Origin of the sequence: Actinosynnema sp. NPDC050801 (genome assembly GCF_040673975.1) — a bacterium.
Lineage (GTDB): Bacteria > Actinomycetota > Actinomycetes > Mycobacteriales > Pseudonocardiaceae > Actinosynnema.
This window is the reverse complement of sequence record NZ_JBFAQZ010000008.1, coordinates 349,421-375,176: the sequence shown is the minus strand read 5'-3', so window position 1 is coordinate 375,176 and position 25,756 is coordinate 349,421. Positions and strand designations below refer to the sequence as shown.

Here is a 25,756-nt window from a genome sequence, read left to right as displayed (position 1 = left end):
GGCTCACCTAGGTTGTTTGAACCGATTCAACCGAAGGGTGAAGGCCGAGGTGCTGTCGATCGCGGTGCTGGTGGTCGGCGCGCCGGCCGTGGTGGCGCTGCCGGGCGGGCTGCCGGGCGCCGCGGACGCGGTGGAGCGCCGGTGACGCCCCGGGTGGTGCTCGCCGGCGCCTCCGGGTACGGCCGGCTGTACCTGCGGGAGATCGCCGCACTGGAGGCGTCCGGCCTGGTCCGGCTCACCGGCGTGTGCGAGGTCGGCCCGCTCGACGGCGAAGCCCGCCGGCTCATCGGCGACCGCCCGGTGCGGGAGGACCTGTCCGCGCTGATGGCGGACGCCGACATCGGCATCGTGTCCACGCCCATGCACACGCACGTGCCGCTGGCGCACCAGGTCCTGGCCGCCGGCCGGCACCTGCTGCTGGAGAAACCGCCGACCCCGACCTTGGCCGACTGGCGCGAGCTGGTCGACCGGTCCGCGGGCCGGGTGGTCCAGGTCGGGTTCCAGAGCCTCGGCTCGCACGCGGTGCACCGGCTGGCCGGGCTGATGCGGTCGGGCGTGCTGGGCGAGATCCGGGGCATCGGCGTGCAAGGCACGTGGTCGCGTGACGACAACTACTACACGCGCGCCCCGTGGGCCGGCCGTCGCACGCTGGACGGCGTGCCGGTGGTGGACGGCGCGTTGACCAACCCGTTCGCGCACGGCGTCGCGACCGCGTTGGCGCTGGACGGCAGCACGGGTGTGGACGACGTGCACGACATCGAGCTGGAGCTGCTGCGCTCGCGGGCCATCGAGGCCGACGACACCTCGTGCCTGCGGCTGCGCACCGGCCGCGGCACGGTCGTCGTGGTCGCGGTGACGCTGTGCGCCGAGGTCGTCCGGGAACCGGTGCTCATCGTGCACGGCAGCCGCAAGCGCGCCGAGCTGCACTACACCGAGCACCGGCTGGTGATCGACGGCGTCGAGGAGCGGTACCGGCACGACTCGCCGCTGCGCAACCTGCTGGACCACCTCGGCGACCCCGGCGTGCCGCTGAACGCTCCGCTCGCCGCGACCGGCGCCTTCATGAGGGTGCTGGAGGCGGTCCGCACCGCGCCCGACCCGGCGCCGATCGACCCCGCCTGGTTGCGCCGCAACGGCAAGCGGGTGGACGTCGACGGCGTCGACCACGTGGTGGCCAAGGCCGCCGAGCACCTGCGCACGTTCGCCGAGCTGGACGTGCCGTGGTCACCGCTGGCCGGCGTGGCCGGGTACGGCTGGGACGGCGTGCGGCTGCCGCTGGTCGTGCCGCGACCCGCGTTGCACCCGGTGCGCACCCTCGGCGGGATGGTGGTCACCGGGGAGCACCCGGACGACCACCCCTGGCACCGCGGCATCGGTCTCGCCCTGCCCGACGTCAACGGGGTCAACCTGTGGGGCGGGCGCAACTACGTGCCGGGGGAGGGGTACGTGCCGGGAGAGCTGGGTCGGGTCGAGGAGACCGGTCCCGGCAGGCTGGCCTGGTGCGACTCGGCGGGCACCGTGCTGCTGCGCGAACACCGCCGGGTGCGGCGCCGGCCGGTGACCGGCGGCTGGGAGCTGGAGTGGACCAGCGTGCTGACCGCCGAGGACGACGTGGTGCTGCACAGCCCCGGCAGCAAGGGCCGAGAGGGCGCGGGCTACGGCGGCTGGTTCTGGCGGCTGCCCGACCTCGACCCGCTCTCGGTGCGGGTCTACACCCCCGACGGCGTCGGCGAGGAGGAGGTCAACGGCCGGAGCGCGCCGTGGCTCGCGGTCGTCGTCGGCGACCCGGCGCGCACCACGAACCGACGACCGTGGACCGCCGTGGTGTCCGGTCCGACCGACCCGTGGTTCGTGCGGGTCCGGCAGTACGTGGGCATCGGGTCCGCCCTGGCCTGGGACGCGCCGGTGGTGCTGGGGCCGGGGGAGCAGCGGGAGATCACCGTGCGGGTGGCGTTCTACGACGGTGTGCGCGCCCCGTGAGGCAGCGGAGTGGTCCAGAGCATTGACAAGCTTTGCGGCGCAACAATAGCGTCGTATGAAACGTTTCATTCCCCCGGAGGTCGGCGTGCGACGTGTCTGCTTCCTGCTCCGGGTGCGCCCGGAGCGGCTGGACGAGTACCGGGATCGGCACCGCGAGGTGTGGCCGGAGATGCGGGAGGCGTTGCGGGAGACCGGGTGGGGCAACTACAGCCTCTTCCTGGCCGACGACGGGCTGCTCGTCGGTTACCTGGAGACCCCGGACTGGGACGCTGCCCAGCGGGGCATGCGCGACCGCGAGGTGAACGACCGGTGGCAGGCCGAGATGGCCGAGTTCTTCACCGCGCTTGACGGCAGGCAGCCCGACGAGGCCATGAGGCCGCTGACCGAGGTCTTCCACCTCGACTGAGCAGGTAAGGAGTCCGGCGTGGACGCCCAAGCAGGATCGACCGGAACAGGATCGCGATCGCCCGGTGCGGGTGGGGTGGCACGGGCCTTGGCCGGGCAGCGGATCGAGCTGCCCTCCTGGGCGTTCGGCAACTCCGGCACCCGGTTCAAGGTCTTCGCCCAACGCGGTGTGCCGCGCACGCCGCACGAGAAGGTCGCGGACGCCGCGACCGTGCACCGGTTCACGGGTGTGGCGCCCTCGGTGGCGTTGCACATCCCGTGGGACGCGGTGCTCGACTACGCCGAGCTGGCCAAGTTCGCCGAGGACCAGGGCGTGGCGATCGGCACGATCAACGCCAACGTCTTCCAGGACGACGCGTACCTGCTGGGCAGCGTGTGCTCGCCCGACCCGGCGGTGCGCCGCAAGGCGGTCGACCACCTGCTGCAGTGCGTCGACATCATGGACGCCACCGGGTCGCGCGACCTGAAGCTGTGGTTCGCCGACGGCACCAACTACCCCGGCCAGGACAGCATCCGGGCCCGCCAGGACCGGCTCGCCGAGGCGTTGCGCGAGACCTACGAGCGCATCGGGCCCGACCAGCGGATCCTGCTGGAGTACAAGCTGTTCGAGCCCGCGTTCTACACCACCGACGTGCCGGACTGGGGCACGGCGTACGCGCACTGCCTGGAGCTGGGGGAGCGGGCGCAGGTCGTGGTCGACACCGGCCACCACGCACCGGGCACCAACATCGAGTTCATCGTCGCGGTGCTGCTGCGCGCGGGCAGGCTCGGCGGGTTCGACTTCAACTCCCGCTTCTACGCCGACGACGACCTGATGGTCGGCTCGGCGGACCCGTTCCAGCTGTTCCGGATCATGGTGGAGGTCGTGCACGGCGGCGCCTTGGCGGTCGAGTCGGGGGTGGCGTTCATGCTCGACCAGTGCCACAACATCGAGCCGAAGATCCCCGGCCAGATCCGGTCGGTGATGAACGTGCAGGAGGCCACCGCCAAGGCGCTGCTGGTCGACCGGGAGGCGTTGACCGCGGCGCAGCTGGCCGGTGACGTGCTCGGCGCGAACGCCGTGATCATGGACGCCTTCAACACCGACGTCCGCCCGCTGGTGGCGTCCGTGCGCGAGGACATGGGGCTGGACCCGGACCCTATGGCGGCCTACGCCCGCTCGGGGTACGGCGAGCGGATCGTGGCGGAACGGGTGGGCGGCGAGCAGGCGGGGTGGGGCGCGTGACCTCCGCCGGAGGCAATCAGACGACCTCCGCCGGAGGGGGCGATCGGATGAACGACCAGGTGCAGGCACTGCTGGCGCGCTCGCACGAGCTGGGCGCGGACCCCGCGACCACGAACTACGCGGGCGGCAACACCTCGGCCAAGGGCGTGGAGACCGACCCGGTCACCGGCGCGCCGGTCGAGCTGCTGTGGGTGAAGGGCTCGGGCGGCGACCTGGGCACGTTGACCGAGCGCGGCCTGGCCGTGCTGCGGCTGGACCGGTTGCGGGCGCTCGTGGACGTCTACCCCGGGGTGGACCGCGAGGACGAGATGGTCGCCGCGTTCGACTACTGCCTGCACGGCAGGGGCGGCGCGGCGCCGTCGATCGACACGGCCATGCACGGCCTGGTGGATGCCGCGCACGTCGACCACCTGCACCCCGACGCCGGCATCGCGCTGGCCGCGGCGGCGGACGGCGAGGCGTTGACCAAGGAGGTGTTCGGCGACCGGGTGCTGTGGGTGCCGTGGCGCCGCCCCGGGTTCCAGCTGGGCCTGGACATCGCGGCCATCGCCCGGGAGAACCCGCAGGCGATCGGCGTCGTCCTGGGCGGGCACGGCATCACCGCGTGGGGCGCGACCTCCGCGCAGTGCCAGGAGCGGTCACAGGAGATCATCCGGCGGGCCACCGGGTTCCTGGCCGCGCGCGGCAGGCCGGACCCGTTCGGCGCGAGGCTGCACGACCCGCTGCCCGCCGACGAACGCCGCGCGCGGGCCGCCGCGCTCGCCCCGCTGCTGCGCGGCCTGGCGTCCACGGATCGCCCGCAGGTCGGCCACTTCACCGACGCCGACGTGGTGCTGGACTTCCTGGCCCACGCCGAGCACCCGAGGCTGGCCGCGCTCGGCACGTCCTGCCCGGACCACTTCCTGCGCACCAAGGTGCGGCCGATGGTGCTCGACCTGCCGCCGACCGCGCCGTTGGACGAGGTGACGGCCCGGCTGCGCGAGCTGCACGAGGCGTACCGGGAGGACTACCGCGCCTACTACGAGCGCAACGCGGCACCGGACTCGCCGCCGATGCGCGGCGCGGACCCGGCGATCGTGCTCGTGCCCGGTGTCGGCATGTTCTCCTACGGCAAGGACAAGCAGACCGCGCGCGTGGCGGGCGAGTTCTACGTCAACGCGATCAACGTGATGCGCGGCGCGGAGTCGGTGTCGAAGTACGCGCCGATCGACGAGGCGGAGAAGTTCCGCATCGAGTACTGGGCGCTGGAGGAGGCCAAGCTCCGGCGGATGCCCGCGCCGAAACCGCTGGCCACCCGGGTCGCCCTGGTCACCGGCGCGGGCTCGGGCATCGGCCGGGCCATCGCGCTGCGGTTGGCCGCCGAGGGCGCGTGCGTGGCCGTCGCCGATGTCGACGCCGACGCGGCGCGGGCCGTGGCGGACGAACTCGGCCCGGACACCGCCGTGGCCGCGGTGGCGGACGTGACCGACGAGGAAGCGGTCACGTCCGCCGTCGGCGAGGCGTGCCTGGCGTTCGGCGGGGTGGACCTGGTGGTCAACAACGCCGGGCTGTCGATCTCCAAGCCGCTGCTGGAGACCACCGCGCGCGATTGGGACCTCCAGCACGACGTGATGGCGCGCGGGTCGTTCCTGGTCGCGAAGGCGGCGGCGCGGGCGATGATCGAGCAGGGGATGGGCGGCGACATCGTCTACATCGCCTCGAAGAACGCCGTCTTCGCCGGGCCGAACAACGTCGCCTACGGCGCGGCCAAGGCCGACCAGGCCCACCAGGTCCGGTTGCTCGCGGCCGAACTGGGGGAGCACGGCATCCGGGTCAACGGCGTCAACCCCGACGGCGTGGTGCGCGGCTCGGGCATCTTCGCCGGTGGCTGGGGCGCGCAGCGTGCCGCCGTGTACGGGGTGCCGGAGGAGGAGCTCGGCGCCTTCTACGCGCAGCGGACGTTGCTCAAGCGGGAGGTGCTGCCCGAGCACGTGGCCAACGCGGTGTTCGCGCTGACGGCGGGCGAGCTGTCCCACACGACCGGTGCGCACGTCCCCGTGGACGCGGGTGTGGCAGCCGCGTTCCTGCGATGATCGCGGCGATGGGCCGCGCGGTCCGGGAGGGTGAAACGATTTAACGCAGGTTGCGGCGGGCTAGGATGAGAAGCGCGTTGTGCCGGACCGGGAGCGGTACCGGCAGCTAGAGTCGTCTTCTCCAGACCTTGAGCCCGCCGAGGAGGCGCGTTGGTGGCACCGGTGAGCATCCGCGACGTGGCGACGCGCGCCAAGGTGTCGGTCGGCACGGTCTCCAACGTGCTCAACCGCCCCGAGGTCGTCGCGCCGGCGACCCGCGACCGGGTCATGGGCGCGATCGAGGAGCTCGGGTTCGTCCGCAACGACGCCGCCCGCCAGTTGCGCTCGGGCACGCCGCGCGCCATCGGGCTGGTGGTGCTCGACGTGGGCAACCCGTTCTTCACCGACGTCGCCCGCGGTGTCGAGGACACCGCGAGCGAGGCCGGGCACGCGGTGATCCTGTGCAACAGCGACGAGTCGGCGCAGCGCGAGGCGCGGCACGTGGAACTGCTGGCCGAGCAGCGGGTGCACGGCGTGCTGATCACGCCCGTGGACACGGACCTGGCCGCGGTGCACCGGCTGCGCGAGCGCGGCATGTCCGTGGTGCTGCTGGACCACCCGACCACCGACCCCGGGCTGTGCGCGGTGGCCGTGGACGACCGGGCGGGCGGCGAGCTGGCGGTCACGCACCTGCTGGCCGAGGGCTACGAGCGGATCGTGATGGTCAACGGGCCGTCGCGCATCCACCAGGCCCGGCAGCGGCACGAGGGCGCGGTGGACGCCGTGCGCAAGGCGGGCCGCGACGAGAGCGTGCTGGAGGAGCTGAAGGTCCCGGCGCTCAACGTGGTCTCCGGGCAGCGCGCCGCCGAGCAGCTGCTGGCCCGCTCCGCCCGGCCGGACGCGGTGTTCTGCGCCAACGACCTGCTCGCGCTGGGCGTGCTGCAGGTGTTGGTGCGGGCGGGCGTGCGGGTGCCGGAGGACATCGCCATCGTCGGCTACGACGACATCGACTTCGCGGCCGCCGCGGCCGTGCCGCTCACCTCGGTGCGCCAACCACGCCAGCTGATCGGCCGCACGGCCGCGGAGCTGGTGATCGCGGAGACCATGACGCCCGCCGAGCACGAGCACAAGCACGTGCTGTTCGCGCCGGAACTGGTCGTGCGCGAGTCGAGCCGCCGGGTGCAGCGGCCGCGCCGCCGTGCCAGGTGAACACCGGTAGTTGAACCTTTTCATTCCTCCTCTGACCTGGTCGCGCTACTCGTCTGCGCCATTGAAGGCGAGCCGGAATGAATCGTTTCATCCTTGACAGCGGCTCGGTGGCGGTGCTGTCATGTGGCGGGCGAGGGCGTTACCCGGATCACTTCTGGGAGCGCTCCCAGACAATCTGCGACGAAGGAGCAACGGTGCTCACCAACTCGTTCAGAGTGCGGGCGATCGCTGCCGTTACGGCGATCAGCGCACTGACCGGAGGCCTGCTGATCGCCGGCGTGGCGGCCGCGGCCCCGGGCTGCGGGGTCGACTACGTGGTGCAGAACAAGTGGCAGGGCGGGTTCAGCGCGAACGTCACGATCAGGAACCTCGGCGACCCGGTCGACGGGTGGACCCTGGCCTGGTCGTTCCCCGGCTCCGAGCGCTTCGACCAGGGTTGGAACGCGACGTTCGCGGCCTCGGGCGCGAGCGTGTCGGCGTCCAACGTGGACTGGAACCGGTCGATCCCGACCGGCGGCACGGCGTCGTTCGGCTTCAACGGGTCGGTGACCGGTGACGTGGTCGGCACGCCCACCACGTTCACCCTCAACGGCACCACGTGCACGGGTGGCGTCGACCCGACGTCGACCACCTCCACCTCCACGTCCACGTCGACCAGCACCACTACCACCACGACGACCACGACCACGACGACCACCACGGGTCCCGGCCAGTCGGACCCGACCGGTCGCAAGCAGGTCGAGCGGTTGGACCGGGGCGTGGTGAGCGTGCGGTCGGGCAGCGGCAACCTGGTGAGCTGGCGGCTGCTGGCCGGTGACCCGCAGAACGTCGGGTTCAACGTGTACCGGGGCGGCACCAAGGTCAACGCCTCGCCCATCACGTCCTCGACGAACCTCCTGGACGGCGGCGCGGCGGCGGATGCCTCCTACACCGTGCGCGCCGTGGTGAACGGGGCCGAACAGCCGGCGTCGCCCACGTCGCTGGCGTTCGGCTCCGGCTACCGGGACGTGCCGATCCAGTCGCCGGGCAGCGGCTACGTCGCCAACGACGCCAGCGTCGGCGACCTGGACGGCGACGGTGACTACGAGTTCGTGCTGAAGTGGGACCCGGACAACGCCAAGGACAACTCGCAGTCCGGCGTCACCGGCAACGTCTTCATCGACGCCTACCGGCTCGACGGCACCCGGATGTGGCGCATCGACCTGGGTCGCAACATCCGGGCGGGCGCGCACTACACCCAGTTCCAGGTGTACGACTACGACGGTGACGGCCGGGCCGAGGTCGCGATGAAGACCGCCGACGGCACGCGGGACGGTCGCGGCACGGTGATCGGCAACGCGAGCGCCGACCACCGCAACTCGTCCGGCTACATCCTGACCGGGCCGGAGTTCCTGACCATGTTCAACGGTCAGACCGGTGCGGCGATGTCGACGGTGAACTACGACCCGCCGCGCGGCAACGTCGGCTCGTGGGGCGACACCTACGGCAACCGGGTGGACCGGTTCCTGGCGGGCACGGCCTACCTGGACGGCGCCCGACCGAGCCTGATCATGGCCCGCGGTTACTACACGCGCGCGGTGATCGCCGCGTGGGACTTCCGCAACGGCACGCTCACCAAGCGGTGGACGTTCGACTCCAACGCCTCGGGCAACGGCGGGTACGCGGGTCAGGGCAACCACTCGTTGAGCATCGGCGACGTGGACCAGGACGGCCGGGACGAGATCGCCTACGGCGCGGCCATGATCGATGACAACGGCCGAGGCTTGTGGACGACCGGCCTCGGGCACGGAGACGCCGGCCACCTGGGCGACCTCGACCCGTCCCGTCCGGGCCTGGAGTACTTCAAGGTCTCGGAGGACTCCTCGAAGCCCGGTTCGTGGTTCGCCGACGCCCGCACCGGTCAGCGGCTGTGGACCACCGCGTCGGGCAGCGACAACGGCCGCGGCGTGTCGGCCGACATCCACGCCGGCAGCGCCGGTGCGGAGTCGTGGTCGAACGCCGACAGCCAGCTGCGCAACCCGAGCGGCACCGGCATCGGCCGCAAGCCGTCCTCGGCGAACTTCCTGATCTGGTGGGACGGCGACCCGTCCCGCGAGCTGCTGGACCAGACCCGGATCGACAAGTACGGCACGAGCGGCGACACCCGCCTGCTCACCGGGTCCGGCGTGGCCTCGAACAACGGCACCAAGGCCACCCCCGCGCTGTCCGCCGACCTGTTCGGCGACTGGCGCGAGGAGGTCGTCTGGCGGACCTCGGACAACTCCGCGCTGCGGATCTACTCCACGCCCAACCAGACCGACCGCCGCATCCCCACGCTGATGCACGACACCATGTACCGGGTCGCCATCGCGTGGCAGAACACGGCCTACAACCAGCCGCCGCACCCGAGCTTCCACATCGGCAGCGGCATGGTCACCCCGCCGTGGCCCGACGTGCACTACGCCGGCTGACGCCCGTCCGCCGATCACAGCGCGTTGCCGGTGGCCTACCTCACTCGGAGGTAGGCCACCGGCCATTCGGGGTGTGAACCCCACTGACAGTGGGTACCAGTCCGGGGATCGAGGGAGGTCACACCATGGGCAAGCACAGACTGGGCCAGTCCGAGGGGCGCCAGTGGGGCGGTCCCGACCTGGTCAACGGCGCCGAGGACGCGCTGGGCCGGTCCGACGGCGAGCAGTCCGAGGCCGCCGCGGAACGCGTGGAGGAGGACTAGACCTCGATGTCCGGGTCCTCGGCGACCGAACGCAGTGGCGTGACGGTCGCCTGACCCTCGGCCAGCAGAGCCGCGTCGGTGCCGGGTGACAGCGCCTCCTCGGAGAGCACGGCGGCGAGCCTGATGCCGCCGTCGTCGGTGTCCTTGACCCTGGTCCGCACCGCGCCGAACTCGGCCAGGTCCGCGCGCCTCGGCGCACCGACCTCGGCGTGGTTGGGCACGTTCAGGTTGAGCACCGCGCCGGGGGCCAGGGCCGCGACCCGGTCGAACAGCCCGGCGGCCACCGCGACGGCGGTGTCCCAGTGGTGCGTGACGTCCGGGTCGAGCCCCACGTCCAGGGACACCGCCATCGCGCGTGCGCCGTTGATCGCGGCGGTCAGCGCGGCGCCGACGGTGCCGGAGTGCAGGACCGCCCGGCCGACGTTGGCACCGCGGTTCACGCCGGACAGCACGATGTCCGGTGGGTCGCCGAACGCGCCCTGGGACGCGACCAGGGCGATGAAGCCGGGGTGCGCGGAGACCGCGTAGGCGGGCACGTCCGGCAGTCCGGGCAGCTCGCGCCGTCGCACCTCGACGCGCCGGTCGTCCTCGGCGGCGGTCAGGCCGGCGCTCGTACCGCTGGACTCGCGCGCGGGCGCGGCGACCACGGTCGTCCACCCGTGTGCCACCGCACCGCGTGCCAGGGCGATCAGTCCCGGCGAGTCGATGCCGTCGTCGTTGGTGATGAGCACCCTCATGCGTCCTCCCACGGGCGCAGCCGCACCCGCTCGACCAGCTCGCGCACCACGTCACCGCTGCCGGTGCCGAGCCCGTGCCGGGTCACGTTGACCGCGCCCGCGGCCGCGCCCAGCTTCAGCGACTCCTCCACGGACCTGCCCAGGGCGAGCCCGGCGGCCAGGCCCGCGGTCATCGAGTCGCCGCCGCCGCGCGTGTCGACCGGGCTCAGCTCCGGCACCTCCACCAGGTAAAAAGCGCCGTCGACGCACGCGAGGGTCTCCTCGGCGGCGCGGGACACGACCACCGTGCTCGCACCCGACTCGGCGACCTTCCGGCAAGCCCCGACGAGGTCGGGCAGCGAGTCGGACGCGGCGAGCCCGTCCGACACCAGCTCCTCGTGGCTGACCTTCACCACCTCCGGTCCGCCCGCGAGCGCGGCGGCGAGCCGTGCGCCGGACAGGTCCACGACCACGCGGCAGCCGTTGCCGCGGAGGTCCTTGGCGAGCCGCTCGTAGACCGAGTCGGGCACCGGGGTGTCCTGCGCGGCGGGTCCGCTGAGCACCGCGACGCCCGCGTTCAGCGCCTCGACCAGCGTCATCTCGTACAGGTCGTCCAGCTCGTGGCGGGACAGCGGGTCCGCGGGCATCCGCACCACCTGGTCGCGCCCGCCGTCGCGCCGGTCGTGCACGTACCCGCCGTTGCGGGCGGCGACGTCGCGCGCCTTCAGCTCGACCCCGATCAGGTGCCGCAACACCTGGCCGGTCTCGCCGCCCAACGCCGAGCACAGCACCACCTCGGCGCCCAGGGACTCGATCATGCGCGACATCCACACCCCCTGCCCTCCGGCGTGGATGTGGATGTCGGGCGTGCCGTCCAGCTCCTCCACCGTGATGGTCAACTCGGGGGACGGTGCGAATACCACTACTCGACCGGGCATGACGGACAGCTACCCGGTTCCGCCGTGATCGAATCACCCGAGCGGGAGTTCCTCCAGCACGGTCCCGGAGGCGTCCTCGACGACGATCCGCACGTCCCGGTCCTCCGACCGGAGGCCGGGCACCACCACGGAGCCGGCCACGGGTCCGACCGTGATCCCCGCCTGGCCGGGGCCGACCAGGGTCACCGTCGCCACCCGGACGTCGGTGATCTCGGCGACCAGGGCTTCGGTGTTCGAGGCGCGGTACGTGGCGCCGCCCTCGGTGACCTCGGCGAAGCCGTAGAACATCCGCACTCCGCGCAGGGTCCTGCCGGTCACGGACGTCCCGGCGGACCCCGGTGCGCCGGGACGCCGGAAGTCGTGCACGGTGACGGTCCCGTCCTCCCGGCACAGCGCCAGCAGGTCGTGGTAGTGGCCCAGCCGCACCGACTCCGTCGCGGTGAGGCCGGCCGCCTGCCCGGCCCGCCAGGCGGAGGCGTCGGGAACCGGCGGGGACTGGTCGGCGAGGCACTCGGCCAGCCGGTGACCTTCCGGGCGGTGGATGTCCTCGACCATCACCGACCGGTCGACCACCGTGCCGGACGGCGGTGGCGTGGCCAGCTCCAACCCCTGCACGAGCTCGGCCGAGGTGGTCACCTCCGGCTGGGCGACGACCCCGTCCGACACGAGGCCGTTGGGCATCAGGAACACTCGGTCCGCACGCGCCACGACGGCGCCTCCGCGCTGCTCGTCGGTCCGGGGGACGAGCCTGAACGAACGGGCGTCGGAGCCGGTGAACCCCGCCATCGACCCGGTGGCCGTGGTGAACGCGACGGCGAGCGCGCCGGGATCGGCCTGCGGCGACGACACGGTGACCGACATCGGGGTCGTCTCGCAGAACACCGTCCCCTCGGCCGTCCGGAACGCCGTCAGGTCCACCCGGTGCCGGGAAGCCGTGGCGATCGGGGTCCACCGCTCGGCCGCGGGCGGCCCGCTCGACCGGGCCCGGCAGCGCTGCTCCGCACCGTCCGGGGCGGAACCCGTGCGCAGGTCGTAGAAGGCGACCGCGACCTGGTGGCGCAGTTCGGGGACCTCGCGCGCGGTCGAGGAGGTCGCCGTGGTCGGGTCCTCGCGGCCGGTGAGCTGCACGGCCAGCGTGGTCGCGGTGACCACGGCCACCGCGACGGCGGCGATCCTCAGCGGCAGGCGGCGCGGGGGAGGTGCGTCCAGCCCCGCGCGCAGGCGGGTGAGCGCGGCGGCACGCACCCCGTCGGGCAGCGGGCTGTCCGGTGGCACGTCCAGGTCAGGCATCGGGATCCTCCTTGATCAGCTCGCGGAGCCGGGCACGGGCACGGGACGTCCGGGCGCGGACGCTGGCCTCGGCGATGCCGAGCAGCCGGGCCGCGTCGGCGGTGGAGACCTCGCCGAGCAGGCACAGGCGCACGACCTCGCGTTCGGCGCGGGGCAGGCGGTCGACGGCCTCGACCACGCGGCGCAGGCGGCGCTCGGCGAAGTCGCCGTCCACCACCGCGTCGGCGTGGTCGCGTTCGGCGGACGTGCGGGACAGCCGCTGGAGCAACGCGGTCAGCCGCCTGCCGGCGCGTCGTTCGTCCCGCGCCAGGCGCGCGGTGACGGTGAACAGCCACGGCCGTGCGGAGTCCCGCGCCAGCACCGCCGCACCGCGGGTGCGCCAGGCGTTGAGGAACGCGGTCGACAGCAGGTCGTCGGCCTGCGCCCAGGACGCGGTCAGCCGGTAGGCGTAGTTCCACACCGCCTCGGCGTGCCGCTGGAACAGCTCGGTGAACGCGGCGTGCGCCCCGGGTCCGTCGGCCGCGATCGCCCGCCACAGCTCGGCGTCCGACTCGGGAGGTGGACCGACGCCGGGGGCGTCGGTCAACGCACCACCCCGCTCGGCTTCGCGGAAGTTTCTTCCATGCCGGGTATGAGGACACCGGGCGGCGAGCGCTGCGTGACCTGTGTCACATGACGGGTAGGCGTGGCTCGGCCAGCCAGGCGCGGAAGAACGCGGTCAGCGGCTCGGCCGCGCGGCGCTGGGCCAGTGCCACGAAGTCGCCGGTCGTCGCGGTGCCGTGCCGGTGGCCGTCGGTCCACTCGCGCAGCGTGCCGAAGAACGCCGCGTCACCCAGGCGGGTCCGCAGCCCGTGCAACGTCAGCGCGCCCCGCTGGTAGACCCGGTCGTCGAACAGGTTGGCCACGCCGGGATCGCCGATCCGCAGGTCCTGCGGCGACCGGGCCAGCCGGGCGTGCGCGCGGGCGGCGTGCGCGGCGGCCGCGGGGCCGCCGGAGCGTTCCGACCACAGCCACTCCGCGTAGCAGGCGAAGCCCTCGTTCAGCCAGATGTCGCGCCAGTCGGCCAGGCCGACGCTGTTGCCGAACCACTGGTGCGCCAACTCGTGCGCGACCAGCCGCTCGTACCCGCGGTTGCCGTCCACGTGGTTCGCGCCGAACACCGACATGCCCTGAGCCTCGACCGGCACCTCGAGGTCGTCGTCGGTCACCACGACCTGGTAGGCCCGGAACGGGTAGGGGCCGAACAGCTCCTCGAACACGCTCATCATCCGCGGCTGCCGGGCGAAGTCGTGCTTGGCGGCCCGCAGCAGCCGGGCGGGCGCGGCCACGTCCTGGCCGTCGGCCAGCCGCAGCCGTTCGTACTGACCGATCTGCACCGACGCGAGGTAGGTCGCCATCGGCTCGGCCTGCTCGTAGACCCACGTCGTGCTGCTGCCACCGGTGCGGCGGCCGATCGGCACCCCGTTGGCCAGCACCGCGTACGGCGACGGCGCGGTGACCGCGATCCGGTAGGGCGCCTTGTCGCGCACCAGGTCGTTGCACGGGAACCACGACGGCGCGCCGATCGGCTGGCTCGCCACCAGCGCACCGTCGGCGAGCTGGTCCCAGCCCAGCTCGCCCCAGTGCCGGGAGCGGACCGGGCGGGCGACACCCGAGTAGCGGACCTCGACGGTGAACGGTCCGTCCACCGGCCGCGTCGGGCGCACGCGCAGCTTGCCGCCACCGTGCACGTGGCGCGCGGGTCGGCCGTCCACCAGCACCCGGTTCACGGTCAGCGTGCCGAAGTCGAGCACCACGCGCGCGCACGGGCCCGCGGCCACGGCCGACAGCGTCGCGCGCCCGGCCAACCGACCGGTGTGCGGCTTGTAGTCCAGCTCCAGGTCGTAGTGGGAGACCCGGTAGCCGCCGTCGCCGTGGTCGGACAGGTACGGGCCGGTCATCGCCAGGCGGAGATCGGGTTGCCCAGCCACCGCGTGCCCGCCGGCACGTGCTCGCCGCGCATCACCAACGACGCCGGGCCGACCGTCGCGTGCGCGCCGACCGTCGCACCCGGCAGCACGATCCCGTGCGGGCCGAGCGTGGCCCCGTCCGCCAACCCCACCTCGTCCATGCGCAGGATCCGATCATGGAAGAGGTGGGTCTGCACCACGCACCCCCGGTTGACCGTCGCGCCGTCGCCCAGCCGCACCAGGTCCGACTCGGGGAACCAGTACGACTCGACCCACGTGCCGCGGCCGACCCGCGCGCCGAGCGAGCGCAGCCAGACCGCCATCACCGGCGACCCGCCGGCCGAACCGATCAGCCACGGCACCGCGAGCACCTCGACGAAGGTGTCCGCCAGCTCGTTGCGCCACACGAACCCGCTCCACAACGGGTGCTCCCGCGCCCGGAACCGGCCCACCAGCAGCCACTTCGCCGCCGCCGACACCGCGCACGCGAGCACACCGGCCGCCAGCAGCACCAGCCCGGCGAGCAGCGGCCAGGCCCACACGGACATCACCGCGCGGATCGCGAACAGCACGCCGACGACCAGCGCCACGTGGCACATCACCGGCACGATCCGGCACAGCTCGACCAGCGCCCGTGCCACGACCAGCCGCCGCGGCGGGTCGAACGTGCGGCTCAGGTCGCCCTGCTCGGCCGCGCGCGGCAGCTTCATCGGCGGCATGCCCAGGTACGAGCTGCCCGCCTTGGCGCGCTTCGGCGTCGCGGACAACACCCCGACCAGGCCCCGGTTGGGCACCGAACGGCCAGGTGCCGTCATCCCCGAGTTGCCCAGGAAGGCGCGCTTGCCGACCCGCGCGGCGGCGATGCGCAACCAGCCACCGCCCAGCTCGTAGGAGGCGACCATGGTGTCGTCGGCGAGGAACGCGCCGTCGCCGATGGTGGTCATCTTCGGCAGGGCGAGCACGGTCGAGGCCTCGACCCGGCGACCGACCCGCATCCCGAGCGCCCGCAGCCACACCGGCGTGAACAGGCTCGCGTACAGCGGGAACAGCACGACCCGGGCGGTGTTCATCAGCCGTTCGGTGGTCCACGCCTGCCAGGCGATCCGGCTGTGCACCGGGTACGTCCCGGCCCGCAGCCCGATCCCGAGCAGCCGCACGCAGACCAGCACCAGCAGCGCGTTGGAGCCGAGCCAGACCACCGTCGCCAACGGGACCGCGAGCAGCGCCGAGCCGAGCGTCAACGGCTCGCGCACGACCAGCAGCACCGCGGGCGCCGCCGCCGCGACCGGCAGCAGGGCCAACACCGACGTCGTGAGCGCGTAGACCAGCTTCCACCACGACGATCGCGGCGGCCGCGGACCGGGACGGGCGGCCTTGCCGTCGCGCTGCGCCGGGACACCGGCCCAACGCTGCCCCGTGGGCACCGAGCCGGTCACGCCCGAGCCGGGCGCGACCTCCGCCCGCTTGCCGATCCGCGCGCCGGGGAACAAGGTGCCGCGCGCGCCGACCACGGCGCCCGCGCCGACCCGGATGCGGCCGACGTGCAGCCGGTCGCCGTCCACCCAGTGCCCGGACAGGTCGACCTCCGGCTCGATCGCGCAGCCCCTGCCGAGCTTGAGCATGCCGGTCACCGGCGGCGCGGTGTGCAGGTCGACGTCCGGGCCGATCCTCGCGCCGAGCGCGCGAGCGTAGTGCGTGAGCCAGGAGCCGGCCAGGTTCGTCGCGCCGCTGAACTCGGCGAGCCGTTCGGCGGTCCACAGCCGCAGGTGCACGCCGCCGCCACGCGGGTACGTGCCGGGGCGCAGGCCGCGCAGCAGCAGCCGCGCGCCGCCGGCCGCGATGGCGATCTTGCCGGGCGGGCTGACGAACGCCAGCCACCCCGCGGCGATCCACCACCACGACACCGGCGTGGTGAAGCCGAGGACGTTGCCGACCGCGGCCAGCGCGACCGACCAGCGCAGCCCGACCAGGCTGAGCAACGGCACCAGCAGCAGCGACTGGACCACGCCGGTGCGGCGCGGCGTCGGCACGACCTCGCGGGTGGCGGCGCGGTGGCCGCTGAGCTCGTCCAGCCGCGCGGCCAACGCCCGCAGCGTCGGGTGCTGGTAGATGTCGTGGACCGACCCGCTGGGGTAGCGGGTGCGGATCGTGGAGACCAACCGGGCCGCGGCGAGGCTGCCTCCGCCGTGGGCGAAGAAGTCCGCGTCGGGGTTGCCCACCCGTGCGCCCAGCAGCTCCGACCACTGCTCGGCCAGCCACCGCTCGGTGTCGGTGAGCCCTTCCGCCGGCACGGCCGCGTCCAGCGACGGCAGCGGCCAGGGCAGCGCGGCCCGGTCCACCTTGCCGGACGTGCGGGTGGGGAGCGTGTCGACGGTCGCCAGCAGCGGCACGATGGCCGCGGGCAGCGCGGCGCGCAGCCGGGCCGACGCGGCGGCCGGGTCGAAGCCCTCGCCCGCCACCACGTACCCGACCAGCACCTGGTTGCCCGCCTTGGTGGTGCGCACCGCGGCGGCGGCGCCGGCGACGGACGGCAGCGCCTGGAGCGCCGCGTCGACCTCGCCGAGCTCGATGCGCCGCCCGCCCAGCTTGACCTGCTCGTCGGCCCGGCCCAGGAACAGCAGGCCCTCGGGCTCGGCGCGGACCAGGTCACCGCTGCGGTAGGCGCGGTCCCAGCCCAACCCGGGCAGTGCGGCGAACTTCTCGGCGTCCTTGGCCGGGTCGAGGTAGCGGGCCAGGCCGACGCCACCGATCACCAGCTCGCCGTCGCCGCCCATCGGCACCGGCGTGCCGGTCGCGTCGACCACGGCCAGTTCCCAGCCGTCCAGCGGCAGGCCGATCCGCACCGGGCCGGCACCGGTCAGCCGGGCCGCGCACGCCACCACGGTCGCCTCGGTCGGCCCGTAGGTGTTCCAGACCTCCCGGCCGTCCACGGCGAGCCGTTCGGCCAGCTCCGGCGGGCACGCCTCGCCGCCGAAGATCAGCAGCCGGACGTCGTCCAGCGCGTCCACCGGCCACAGCGCGGCCAGCGTCGGCACCGTGGACACCACCGTGACCTCGCGCTCGACCAGCCAGGGGCCAAGGTCGAAACCCGTGCGCACCAAGGCGCGGGGCGCGGGGACGAGGCACGCGCCGTGGCGCCAGGCGAGCCACATCTCCTCGCACGAGGCGTCGAAGGCGACGGACAAGCCCGCCAGGACCCGGTCGTCGGGGCCGATCGGGTCCTCCGGCAGGAACAGCCGGGCCTCGGCGTCCACGAACGCGGCGGCGGCGCGGTGCGAGACCGCGACGCCCTTGGGCTTGCCGGTGGAGCCGGAGGTGAAGATGATCCACGCGTCGTCGTCCGGGGAGGGCGAGCCGACCAGACCCATCGGCGTGCCGCGCCGCTCCAGCTCACCGGTGATGACCGCGCACACACCGGCTTCGCCGAACACGAGTTCCGCGCGCTCGTCGGGGTCGTCGGCGTCCACCGGCACGTACGCCGCGCCGGCCGCCAGGACCGCCAGCACCGCCACGTACAGCTCGACCGTGCCGGACGGGACGCGGATCCCGACCCGGTCGCCCACGCCGACGCCGGCCGCGGCCAGCTCGCGGCTCCGCGCGTCGACCACGTCCAGGAGTTCCCGGTAGGTCAACGACGTCGTGCCGTCGTCCAGGGCGAGGGAGTGGGGGTGCTCGTCGGCCGTCTCGGCGAGGATCGCGACCAGGGTGCGCTCGGGCGCGGCGGCGCCGGCGCGGAACAGCGCGGGCGTGCCGATCAGCGTGGGCAACGCGGTGTCGGGGGCGATGGTCACCGGCGGGCACCGCTGGAAGCTGAACGCACTGTGTAGTCCTCCGGGGAGTGGGATCGCTGCTCCGCACCCGGGGGGACCGGCCAGGCAGCCTCGGTGGTCGCAGCCGCGAACCGCCGACGTGCGACTTTACCGGTGATTCACTCGACCGTCGCGTCGACGTGACCGCGAGTGGGTGGTGTCACACAGCGTCATGGTCGTGCGTCGGTCGACCATGACGGCTCGTGTCCTCAGTGGACGGTGATTTGTCGCAGAGTGCTGTCCTGGTGGGAATGTGCCGAACTCTTCCGCGCCGCAACGATTCCTGGGCAATCATCGAACGCTCAAGCCGGGCGCGGACACGCCCGGACCGAATGAGGGGGGACCTCATGCCACGCATCAAGTTGGACGACACGGACAAGCCCGGTATAGCCGGACTGCTCGCATACCGCCCGGAAGCCGCCGGGCCGCTGCTCGACCTCACCGAGGTGCTGCTGCGCGACGAGAACACGCTGAGCCGGGGCGAGCGCGAGCTGGTCGTCGCCCTCGTCTCCGAGCGCAACGGTTGCCGCTGGACGAGGCGGATCCACGGTTCGTTCGCCGCCGCGCAGTTGGCCGGCGGTGCGCGGCTGGTCGACGAGGTCTGCGTGGACTTCGACCACGCGCCGATCCCGGAGAAGCTGCGCGCGCTGCTGCGCCTGGCCGAGGCGGTGGCGCTCAGCGGCAAGGCCGTCACCGACGAGGTGGTGGATCGGGCCCGCGACCTCGGGGCGACGGATCGCGAGATCCACGACGTGGTCCTCATCGCCGCGACCTTCTCGATGTTCAACCGGTACGTCACCGGTCTCGCGGCTGCGGTACCCGACGACCCGGAGGTGTACCGGCAGTTGACCGAACGGCTGCTGGCGACCAGCTACCCGGTGCTCGGAGGTGTGCGGGCCGCGGTGGAGTGACGGCGGGAAGGGGGCGACCCTGCCGCCCCCGCCGCCCCCGCCGCCCGCGCCGAATTCATTCGCCGCCGGCCTCGCCCGCCTCGCACTGCGTCACCCCGCGCGGACCTCGCCCGTCCCGCGCCGACTTCGCTCCCCTCGCACCGCATCACTCCGCGCCGACCCCACTCGGCCCGCGTCATCCGGCCCGCCTCACTCGGCGCCGACCGCCGGTGAGCCGAGTTCCGCGCGCACCAGGGGCATGACCTCGGTGCCCAGCAGTTCGATCGCCTCCATCACCAGCCGGTGCGGCACGCCGGACCAGTCCATCTGCATCGCGTAGCGGTCCGCGCCGACGAGTCGGCCCACCGAGACGAGCCGTTCCGCGATCTCCGCGGGGCTGCCCGCGAAGATCGACCGCGCGCCCCGCGTCCACTCGTCGTACTCCGCGCGCGAGGGCACGGGCCAGCCGCGCGCCCGGGCGCCGTACTTCATCGTCTCCAGCCAGTACGGGTGGAACGCCTCCTTGGCGTCCTGCGAGCGACGGGCGATCAGCCCGATCGCGCTCATCGTCACGTCCGAGCCCGCCGGATCCTGCCCGCCCGCCTCGCGCGCCCGCCGGTACAGGTCGACCAGCGGCGCGAAGCGCTCCGGCTCACCGCCGATGACCGCGTACACCACCGGCAGGCCGAGCACCCCCGCCCGGATGGACGACTCCGGGTTGCCGCCGGTGCCGACCGAGATCCGCAGCCGCGAACCGTACGGCCGCGGGTACACGTGCGCGTTCTTCAGCGGCTCGCGGAACCGCCCGGACCACGTGATCGGGTCCTCCCGGTCCAGCCGCAGCAGCAGTGCCAGCTTCTCCTCGAACAGCTCGTCGTAGTCCTCCAGGTTCGCCCCGAACAGCGGGAACGACTCGGTGAACGACCCGCGCCCGGCCAGCAGCTCGGCTCGGCCCCGGCTGAGCTGGTCGAGCGTGGTGAACTGCTGGTAGACCCGCACCGGGTCCTCGGTGCTGAGCACGGTGACCGCGCTGCTCAACGTGATCCGCGACGTGACGCTCGCCGCGGCGGCCAGCACCGTGCCGGGGCTTGAGATCGCGTAGTCGGCCAGGTGGTGCTCGCCCAGCCCGTAGAACCCCAGGCCGAGCTCGTCGGCGAGTCTGATGCGCTCCAGCGTCTGCGCGAGCTTGTCCGCGACCGAGACCCGCTCACCCGTCAGGGGGTCGGCGTGCCGGTCGCCGAAGCTGTAGATCCCGAGCTGCATTCCCTTTGTGGACACGTCAACAACATAGCGCAACGATTGATGACGCGTCAACATCTTGCTAGCTTGGGCGCATGGACGAACCGCGGTGGCTGGACGAGCGGGAGGCGCGGGTGTGGCAGGCGTACCTGGCGGTCAACCGCGAGCTGCACAGCGCGTTGGAGCGGCAGCTGGTGCGCGACTCGGGGTTGTCCAACGCGGACTACGCCCTGCTGGTGCCGCTGTCCGAAGCCGCGGACGGTGTCGTGCGCTCACGTGAGCTCGGCGCGCTGGTCGGCTGGGAGCGCAGCAGGCTGTCCCACCAGATCGGGCGGATGGAGAAGCGCGGGCTGGTCGCCCGCGAGGAGTGCGCGGAGGACGCGCGCGGTTCGATGGTGCGGCTCACGCCCGCCGGACGTGCGGCGATCGAGTCGGTGGCGCCCTCGCACGTGGAGACCGTGCGGCGGTACGTATTCGACGGGTTGTCGGTCGAGGAGGCGGACGTGCTCGACCGGGTGTTCCGCCGGGTGCTCGACCGGATCGCCACCGACGGCTGAACGGGCCGGCGTCGGGCGAGGACCCGGCGACAGGAAGCCGGTGCCGGGGAAGTCGCAGTCGGGAGTCGCAGTCGGGAAACCGGTTCCCGGAGGAGCCGCAGCCGGGAAGCCGCGGTCGGAACAAGGCCGGTGTCGGGAAAAGGGGCCGCGCGGGTGCGGCCCCTCCCCGTCCCCCCCGGGATGCCGTGCGGTGGCCGGGCGGCCTGACCGCTCGGCCGGTGTCCGGCCGTCGGGGTGCCGAACACCCTCCAGCGTCTCGCACTCGTGCGGGAGTCCGCATCAGCAAACCTCCGTATGCACCTCCGTATCCGCGAAGTCACGGCTACGTGCACCGATCTCCGTACGCTGTCACCCGGAATACGGAGAGCGGTGGATGCGCGGCGTGTGGCGTTCACACGAAAGTGGACGCCGTATCACCCCCATCGCATTACAAGGAGACGACGTGCAGCTGACCGCGGAGTTCGCCCCGGACCGACAGGCCCTCGTCGGCGGCCCGCTGCGCGGATGGCAGCACCACGCCCACGAGGACGCGCTGGCCCGCATCGGCCCGGCGCACCCGGCCGAGCTGCCCAACGGTCTCGAAGTCTTCGTCACCACCATGGGGTTGGAGGCGACGCGCGCCCTGCTGGGCGACGAGCGGCTGGCCAAGGACGCCGCCGGGCTGCGCGCCGCGATGCAGGACCAGTTGGCGCGCAAGGGCAGGCCGACCGACCTGTCGCGCATCATCGGCCCGTCGATGCTGAACACCGACCCGCCGCACCACCGCAGGCTGCGCGCCCTGGTGTCGCAGGCGTTCACCGCGCGCCGCATCAACGCCCTGCGCCCCGCGGTCGAGAAGGCCGCGCAGGAGATGGTCGCCGCCCTGCCCAACGACGCCGACCTGATCGAGGGCCTGGCGTTCCCGCTGCCGCTGGCGGTGATCTGCGACCTGCTCGGCGTGCCCGCCGAGGACCGCGACCGGCTCCACCACTGGACCGCGGCGATGATGACCGAACGGCCCGAGCTCGTGGTGCCCGCCTCCGACGCCATGTTCGGCTACCTGGCCGGCCTGATCGAGTACAAGCGGGAGCAGCCGGACGACGCGCTGCTCAGCGGGCTGGTGCAGGCGCAGGTCGACGGCGAGCGGCTGACCCCGGAAGAGCTGCTGACGACCGCGATCCTGCTCGTCGTCGCCGGGCACGAGACGACGACCGGTCTGATCGGCAACGCCGCCGTGGCCCTCCTCTCGACGCCCGGCGCGTGGGAGGCGCTCACCCCGGACACGGTGGCCGCCGCGGTCGAGGAGGCGGCCCGCTGGGACCCGCCGGTCCGCGTCACGCCGCACTACCGGGTCACCGCCGACATCGCCCTGCCCGGCGGCGTCCTCCCGGAGGGCTCGGTGGTGATGATCGGTCTCGGCACGGCGGGTCGCGACCCGCTGGTGCACGGTCCGACCGCGGACCGGTTCGACCCGACGCGCGTGCCGGTGGCGGGCAACGCGGCGCTGGGGCACGCGGCGTTCGGGCACGGCGTGCACTACTGCCTGGGCAACCACCTGGCCCGGATCGAGGCCCAGGTCGCGTTGACCGCGTTGCGGGCACGTGCGCCGCGCGCCCGGTTGGCGGTGGACCCGTCGGAGTTGGAGCGCGGCGACAAGGTCGTGCCCAACACGTTCGCCGCGGCGGGCGTGCTGCTGGAGCCGTGATCACGCGGACGAGGGATAAGCGGGGGACAGCGGCCGGTCGGACCGACAGACTGCGCGCATGGCTGATCACGACCCGACCGCGCCGGCGGCCGGTTTCCGCGTCAAACCCACCCTGACCGGTGAGCTGGTAGTGCTGCGGCCCGTCACCGCGGCCGACCTGCCCGCGCTCATGCCGATGCTGCTGGACGAGGACGTCGCGCGGCTGACCGGGAGCCACGGCGAGCTGGACGAGGCGCGGCTGCGGGCGTGGTACGAGACGCGTGGCCGTCAGGGCGACCGGCTCGACCTGGCCGTGGTGGAGCGGGCCACCGGCGAGGTCGTGGGCGAGGCGGTGCTCAACGACTGGGACGCGGCCAACGAGAGCTGCGGTTTCCGCGTCGCCCTCGTGCCGGGCGCGGTCGGTCGCGGCCTGGGCACGGAGGCGACGCGGCTGATCGTCGGCCACGGGTTCGAGTACCTGGGCCTGCACCGCGTCTCGCTGGAGGTCTACGCCTCCAACCCGCGCGCCCGCCGGGTCTACGAGAAGGTCGGCTTCGTCGCCGAGGGCGTGCTGCGCGAAGCGCTGCTGTGGAAGGGCGAACGGGTCGACGCCGTACCGATGTCCATCCTGGGCCCGGAGTGGGCCCGCCACCGGGGCCGGCCGGCGACCGCCGTGCGGGCCGACGGCCCCGCTAGTCCGCCATGCTCGCCAGCAGGCTGATCAGCTGGTGGCGGTTGGTGATGTCGAGCTTGCGGTAGATGCGGGTCAGGTGGGTGTGCACGGTGGCGGGGGAGATGACCAGCCTGGTGGCGACCTCCGGGTTGGACAGCCCGTCGCCCACCAGCCTGGCCACGTTCCACTCCGCCGGGGTCAGGCCGCCGGGACGGCGGTCGGGTTCCGGGGTCGGCACCTCGTCCAGCACGACGGCCAGCGCCTGCTCCACGGACTCCGCCGGGCTTGAGTAGGCCCGCGCGTACTCGTCCTCGCCGAGCACCGCCTTGGCCCGCGCCACGGCCTGCGCGGTGACCCACGCGAACGGCACCAGGCCGTCCACCCGCACACCGGTCACCCGGTGCAGGCCGTGCGCCAGGCCGAGCATCCGGGCGGCGGCGGAACCGTCGCCGGCCCGGGAGTGCGCCCACCCCAGTGCCTCGATCGACCACAGCGGACCCCACTTGTCGCGGATCTCCCGCTGCACCCGCAGACCTTCCATCAGCACGTCCAGCGCGCCGACCGGGTCGCCCCACCGCGTCTGCACCACACCGCGGCACCAGTGCGCCCAGCTGATGCCCCACAACGCGCCGAGCCGCTGGCACTCGGCGTGGAACTCCTCCGCCGCGAGCTCGGCCTGCTCGCGGGAACCGAGCAGCACCAACGACACGGTGAGCAGGATGTGCGCGAGGTGGTGGTCGACGGCGAAGGCCGGACCCAGCGCGCCGAACTCCTCGTGCCCCTGCCGCAGCAGCTCCACCCCGTCGATCGCGCCCAGCGCCAGCACGGCGTACGCGCCGCGCACGAACGTCACCGCGGGCACCGGCCCGCCGACCTCGCGGGCCATGGCGTCGGCTTCGTCCACCCGCCGCGCCACGAGTTCGCGCTCCACGCCCAGGCACAGCGCGATCCACGCGTCGAGCGCGATGGCACTGGCCCGCAACGGGTCCGCGGCCGGCGGTGTGGCGGCCAGCGCGCGTCCGAGCCAGAGCCGTTCCTCGGGTAATCGACCGGCATAGGTGTACCAGCGGGTGCGGGCCAGGTCGACGCTCATCTGCAGCCCGGCGTGCGCGGTGCCGGAATGGCGGATCAGGTCGGCCAGCACCACCCGGTGGTTGGCCATGTCCGCGTCGACCGCCGCCAGCAACGCGGCCTCGTTGTGCCCGACGAACGACTCGGCCAGCCGTGCCGCCTCGCGCCGGAAGTAGTCCTGGTGCCGTTGCCGCACGTCCCGCACCTCGCCGGCGGACCGCAACCGGGCCGCGCCGTGCTGCCGCAACGGCTCCAGCAGGTGGTAGCGGCTGCGGTCGGCGGACGGCAGCGCGATCGACTTGTCCAGCAGCCCGGCCAGCGCGTCCGCGACGTCCTCGGCGGCCAGCCCGTCACCGGCGCACACGGCCTCGGCGGCGGTCAGGCTGAACCCGCCCTCGAACACCGACAACCGCGCCCACAGCAGGCGTTCGGCGGGCGTGCAGTGGGCGTGGCTCCAGTCGATGAGCGCGGCCATGGTCTGGTGGTGCTCCACCGCGGTGGTGTCGTTGGCGGTGAGCACGCGCATGACGTCGTCCAGCCGGTCGGCCAGCAGCGACACCGGCATGGACCGCATCCGCACCACGGCCTGCTCGATGGCCAGCGGGATGCCCGAGACGCGGCGCAGCACCCGCACCACGTCCGGCCAGTTGTCCGGCGTCACGTGCCAGCCGGGCACGCTCGCCTCGGCCCGGTCGACCAGCAGCGCCACGGACTCGTAGTCCAGGTCCATCGGCGCGTCCTCGGCGGGCACGTCCAGCGGCGGCACCATCACCAGCACCTCGCCGGGGACCCGCAGCCGGGCCCGGCTGGTGGCCAGGACCCGCACGCCGGGCGCCGCGCCGAGCACCGCGCGCACCAGCTGCGCGACCGGCTCGACCAGGTGCTCGCAGTTGTCCAGCACCAGCAGCACCTGCCGCGGCCGCAGGTAGTCGACCAAGGTGTCCAACGGCGTCGTGGTGGCCTGGTCGGGCACGCCCACGGCGCTCAGCACGACCTGCGCCAACAACTCCGGGTCACCGCCGCGCGCGGACGCCAGCTCCACCACGCGCACGCCGTCGTCGTACGCGCGGTGCACCTGGGCGGCCAGTTCCAGCGCCAGCCGGGTCTTGCCGCCGCCGCCCACGCCGGTGAGCGTGATGAGCGGCGCGACACCCATCCGCCGGCGCAGCTCGGCCAGCAGATCCTTGCGGCCGACGAACGAACTCAGCGCCCGCGGCACCACACCGCCTCCCGCTGCCCGCTCGGTCATCCGGACACCGTACGACATCGACGAGTGCGCACGGCATGAGATCGACGAAGCAACGCGTGAGCGAACCAGTTTGCAAACAGTTGTGCGGATCGACGCGCGTTCGCCCTTGTCAGAGCGCCGGCACGGTTG

19 protein-coding genes are annotated in these 25,756 nt (G+C 73.3%); 11 read left to right on the top strand and 8 right to left on the bottom strand.

Annotation, left to right across the window (positions count from 1 at the left end; translation table 11 throughout):
- Window positions 1-141: 141 nt before the first annotated feature.
- From AB0K14_RS21010 to AB0K14_RS20980, 7 genes are all read left to right on the top strand, one after another.
- Window positions 142-1,980, top strand: coding sequence for a DUF6807 family protein (locus AB0K14_RS21010; protein WP_360451771.1), 1,839 nt, complete (start codon window positions 142-144; stop codon window positions 1,978-1,980).
- A gap of 85 nt (window positions 1,981-2,065) precedes the next feature.
- The gene (locus AB0K14_RS21005) at window positions 2,066-2,386 is read left to right on the top strand and encodes an L-rhamnose mutarotase (protein ID WP_360451804.1); all 321 of its coding nucleotides are present in this window, start codon (window positions 2,066-2,068) and stop codon (window positions 2,384-2,386) included.
- Window positions 2,387-2,461: 75 nt separating this feature from the next.
- The gene (gene rhaI, locus AB0K14_RS21000) at window positions 2,462-3,610 is read left to right on the top strand and encodes an L-rhamnose isomerase (protein WP_360451769.1); all 1,149 of its coding nucleotides are present in this window, start codon (window positions 2,462-2,464) and stop codon (window positions 3,608-3,610) included.
- A 47-nt stretch (window positions 3,611-3,657) separates the two neighbouring features.
- Window positions 3,658-5,682 carry a bifunctional aldolase/short-chain dehydrogenase gene (locus tag AB0K14_RS20995; RefSeq protein WP_360451767.1) on the top strand — a complete coding sequence of 675 codons (2,025 nt, stop codon included), beginning with the start codon at window positions 3,658-3,660 and terminating at the stop codon, window positions 5,680-5,682.
- Between the two features lie 150 nt (window positions 5,683-5,832).
- Complete coding sequence (locus AB0K14_RS20990) at window positions 5,833-6,870, top strand: substrate-binding domain-containing protein (RefSeq protein WP_360451765.1); 1,038 nt, start codon at window positions 5,833-5,835, stop codon at window positions 6,868-6,870.
- Window positions 6,871-7,064: 194 nt separating this feature from the next.
- Window positions 7,065-9,320 carry a cellulose binding domain-containing protein gene (locus AB0K14_RS20985; RefSeq protein WP_360451763.1) on the top strand — a complete coding sequence of 752 codons (2,256 nt, stop codon included), beginning with the start codon at window positions 7,065-7,067 and terminating at the stop codon, window positions 9,318-9,320.
- Between the two features lie 125 nt (window positions 9,321-9,445).
- On the top strand, window positions 9,446-9,583 hold the full coding sequence (locus tag AB0K14_RS20980; RefSeq protein WP_360451761.1) for a hypothetical protein: 138 nt from the start codon (window positions 9,446-9,448) through the stop codon (window positions 9,581-9,583).
- Here AB0K14_RS20980 and AB0K14_RS20975 read toward each other — a convergent pair.
- The 6 genes from AB0K14_RS20975 to AB0K14_RS20950 form a co-directional block, all read right to left on the bottom strand.
- Window positions 9,580-10,320 carry a 5'/3'-nucleotidase SurE gene (locus AB0K14_RS20975; protein ID WP_360451759.1) on the bottom strand — a complete coding sequence of 247 codons (741 nt, stop codon included), beginning with the start codon at window positions 10,318-10,320 and terminating at the stop codon, window positions 9,580-9,582. The genes AB0K14_RS20980 and AB0K14_RS20975 overlap by 4 nt on opposite strands.
- Window positions 10,317-11,237, bottom strand: a complete 921-nt coding sequence (locus AB0K14_RS20970) for a PfkB family carbohydrate kinase (protein ID WP_360451757.1) — start codon at window positions 11,235-11,237, stop codon at window positions 10,317-10,319. The genes AB0K14_RS20975 and AB0K14_RS20970 overlap by 4 nt, the downstream gene beginning before the upstream one ends.
- A 33-nt stretch (window positions 11,238-11,270) precedes the next feature.
- The gene (locus tag AB0K14_RS20965; RefSeq protein ID WP_360451755.1) at window positions 11,271-12,527 is read right to left on the bottom strand and encodes a hypothetical protein; all 1,257 of its coding nucleotides are present in this window, start codon (window positions 12,525-12,527) and stop codon (window positions 11,271-11,273) included.
- Window positions 12,520-13,113 carry a sigma-70 family RNA polymerase sigma factor gene (locus AB0K14_RS20960; RefSeq protein WP_360451753.1) on the bottom strand — a complete coding sequence of 198 codons (594 nt, stop codon included), beginning with the start codon at window positions 13,111-13,113 and terminating at the stop codon, window positions 12,520-12,522. The genes AB0K14_RS20965 and AB0K14_RS20960 overlap by 8 nt, the downstream gene beginning before the upstream one ends.
- 82 nt (window positions 13,114-13,195) lie before the next feature.
- Window positions 13,196-14,467, bottom strand: a complete 1,272-nt coding sequence (locus AB0K14_RS20955) for a M1 family metallopeptidase (protein ID WP_360451751.1) — start codon at window positions 14,465-14,467, stop codon at window positions 13,196-13,198.
- The gene (locus AB0K14_RS20950) at window positions 14,464-18,267 is read right to left on the bottom strand and encodes a Pls/PosA family non-ribosomal peptide synthetase (RefSeq protein ID WP_360451749.1); all 3,804 of its coding nucleotides are present in this window, start codon (window positions 18,265-18,267) and stop codon (window positions 14,464-14,466) included. The genes AB0K14_RS20955 and AB0K14_RS20950 overlap by 4 nt, the downstream gene beginning before the upstream one ends.
- Window positions 18,268-18,632: 365 nt before the next feature.
- Between AB0K14_RS20950 and AB0K14_RS20945 the strand changes: the two genes are divergently transcribed.
- On the top strand, window positions 18,633-19,196 hold the full coding sequence (locus AB0K14_RS20945; protein WP_360451747.1) for a peroxidase-related enzyme: 564 nt from the start codon (window positions 18,633-18,635) through the stop codon (window positions 19,194-19,196).
- Between the two features lie 189 nt (window positions 19,197-19,385).
- Here the strand turns inward: AB0K14_RS20945 and AB0K14_RS20940 are convergent, their stop codons facing one another.
- Entirely contained in the window at window positions 19,386-20,438 is a 1,053-nt protein-coding gene (locus AB0K14_RS20940) for an LLM class flavin-dependent oxidoreductase (protein WP_360451802.1), read from the bottom strand.
- A 71-nt stretch (window positions 20,439-20,509) separates the two neighbouring features.
- On the opposite strand from AB0K14_RS20940, the gene AB0K14_RS20935 reads away from it, so the two are divergent.
- The 3 genes from AB0K14_RS20935 to AB0K14_RS20925 all read left to right on the top strand — a co-directional run bounded on the left by AB0K14_RS20935 (window position 20,510) and on the right by AB0K14_RS20925 (window position 23,355).
- Complete coding sequence (locus tag AB0K14_RS20935) at window positions 20,510-20,971, top strand: MarR family winged helix-turn-helix transcriptional regulator (protein ID WP_360451745.1); 462 nt, start codon at window positions 20,510-20,512, stop codon at window positions 20,969-20,971.
- Window positions 20,972-21,413: 442 nt separating this feature from the next.
- A complete protein-coding gene (locus AB0K14_RS20930) occupies window positions 21,414-22,655 on the top strand; it encodes a cytochrome P450 (protein WP_360451743.1) in 1,242 nt (413 codons plus the stop codon).
- A gap of 58 nt (window positions 22,656-22,713) precedes the next feature.
- Window positions 22,714-23,355, top strand: coding sequence for a GNAT family protein (locus AB0K14_RS20925; RefSeq protein ID WP_360451741.1), 642 nt, complete (start codon window positions 22,714-22,716; stop codon window positions 23,353-23,355).
- Here the strand turns inward: AB0K14_RS20925 and AB0K14_RS20920 are convergent.
- Window positions 23,327-25,627, bottom strand: a complete 2,301-nt coding sequence (locus tag AB0K14_RS20920; protein WP_360451739.1) for a LuxR C-terminal-related transcriptional regulator — start codon at window positions 25,625-25,627, stop codon at window positions 23,327-23,329. The genes AB0K14_RS20925 and AB0K14_RS20920 overlap by 29 nt on opposite strands.
- Window positions 25,628-25,756: the final 129 nt, after the last annotated feature.

Excerpts from the sequence above, each read along its gene's own strand:
- AB0K14_RS20935 (WP_360451745.1), top strand. The coding sequence starts at position 20,510 with ATGGACGAACCGCGGTGGCTGGACGAGCGGGAGGCGCGGGTGTGGCAG.
- AB0K14_RS20995 (WP_360451767.1), top strand. The coding sequence starts at position 3,658 with ATGAACGACCAGGTGCAGGCACTGCTGGCGCGCTCGCACGAGCTGGGC.
- AB0K14_RS20970 (WP_360451757.1), bottom strand. The coding sequence starts at position 11,237 with ATGCCCGGTCGAGTAGTGGTATTCGCACCGTCCCCCGAGTTGACCATC.
- AB0K14_RS20965 (WP_360451755.1), bottom strand. The coding sequence starts at position 12,527 with ATGCCTGACCTGGACGTGCCACCGGACAGCCCGCTGCCCGACGGGGTG.
- AB0K14_RS20980 (WP_360451761.1), top strand. The coding sequence starts at position 9,446 with ATGGGCAAGCACAGACTGGGCCAGTCCGAGGGGCGCCAGTGGGGCGGT.
- AB0K14_RS20955 (WP_360451751.1), bottom strand. The coding sequence starts at position 14,467 with ATGACCGGCCCGTACCTGTCCGACCACGGCGACGGCGGCTACCGGGTC.
- AB0K14_RS20940 (WP_360451802.1), bottom strand. The coding sequence starts at position 20,438 with ATGCAGCTCGGGATCTACAGCTTCGGCGACCGGCACGCCGACCCCCTG.
- AB0K14_RS20945 (WP_360451747.1), top strand. The coding sequence starts at position 18,633 with ATGCCACGCATCAAGTTGGACGACACGGACAAGCCCGGTATAGCCGGA.
- AB0K14_RS20975 (WP_360451759.1), bottom strand. The coding sequence starts at position 10,320 with ATGAGGGTGCTCATCACCAACGACGACGGCATCGACTCGCCGGGACTG.
- AB0K14_RS20920 (WP_360451739.1), bottom strand. The coding sequence starts at position 25,627 with ATGACCGAGCGGGCAGCGGGAGGCGGTGTGGTGCCGCGGGCGCTGAGT.
- AB0K14_RS20925 (WP_360451741.1), top strand. The coding sequence starts at position 22,714 with ATGGCTGATCACGACCCGACCGCGCCGGCGGCCGGTTTCCGCGTCAAA.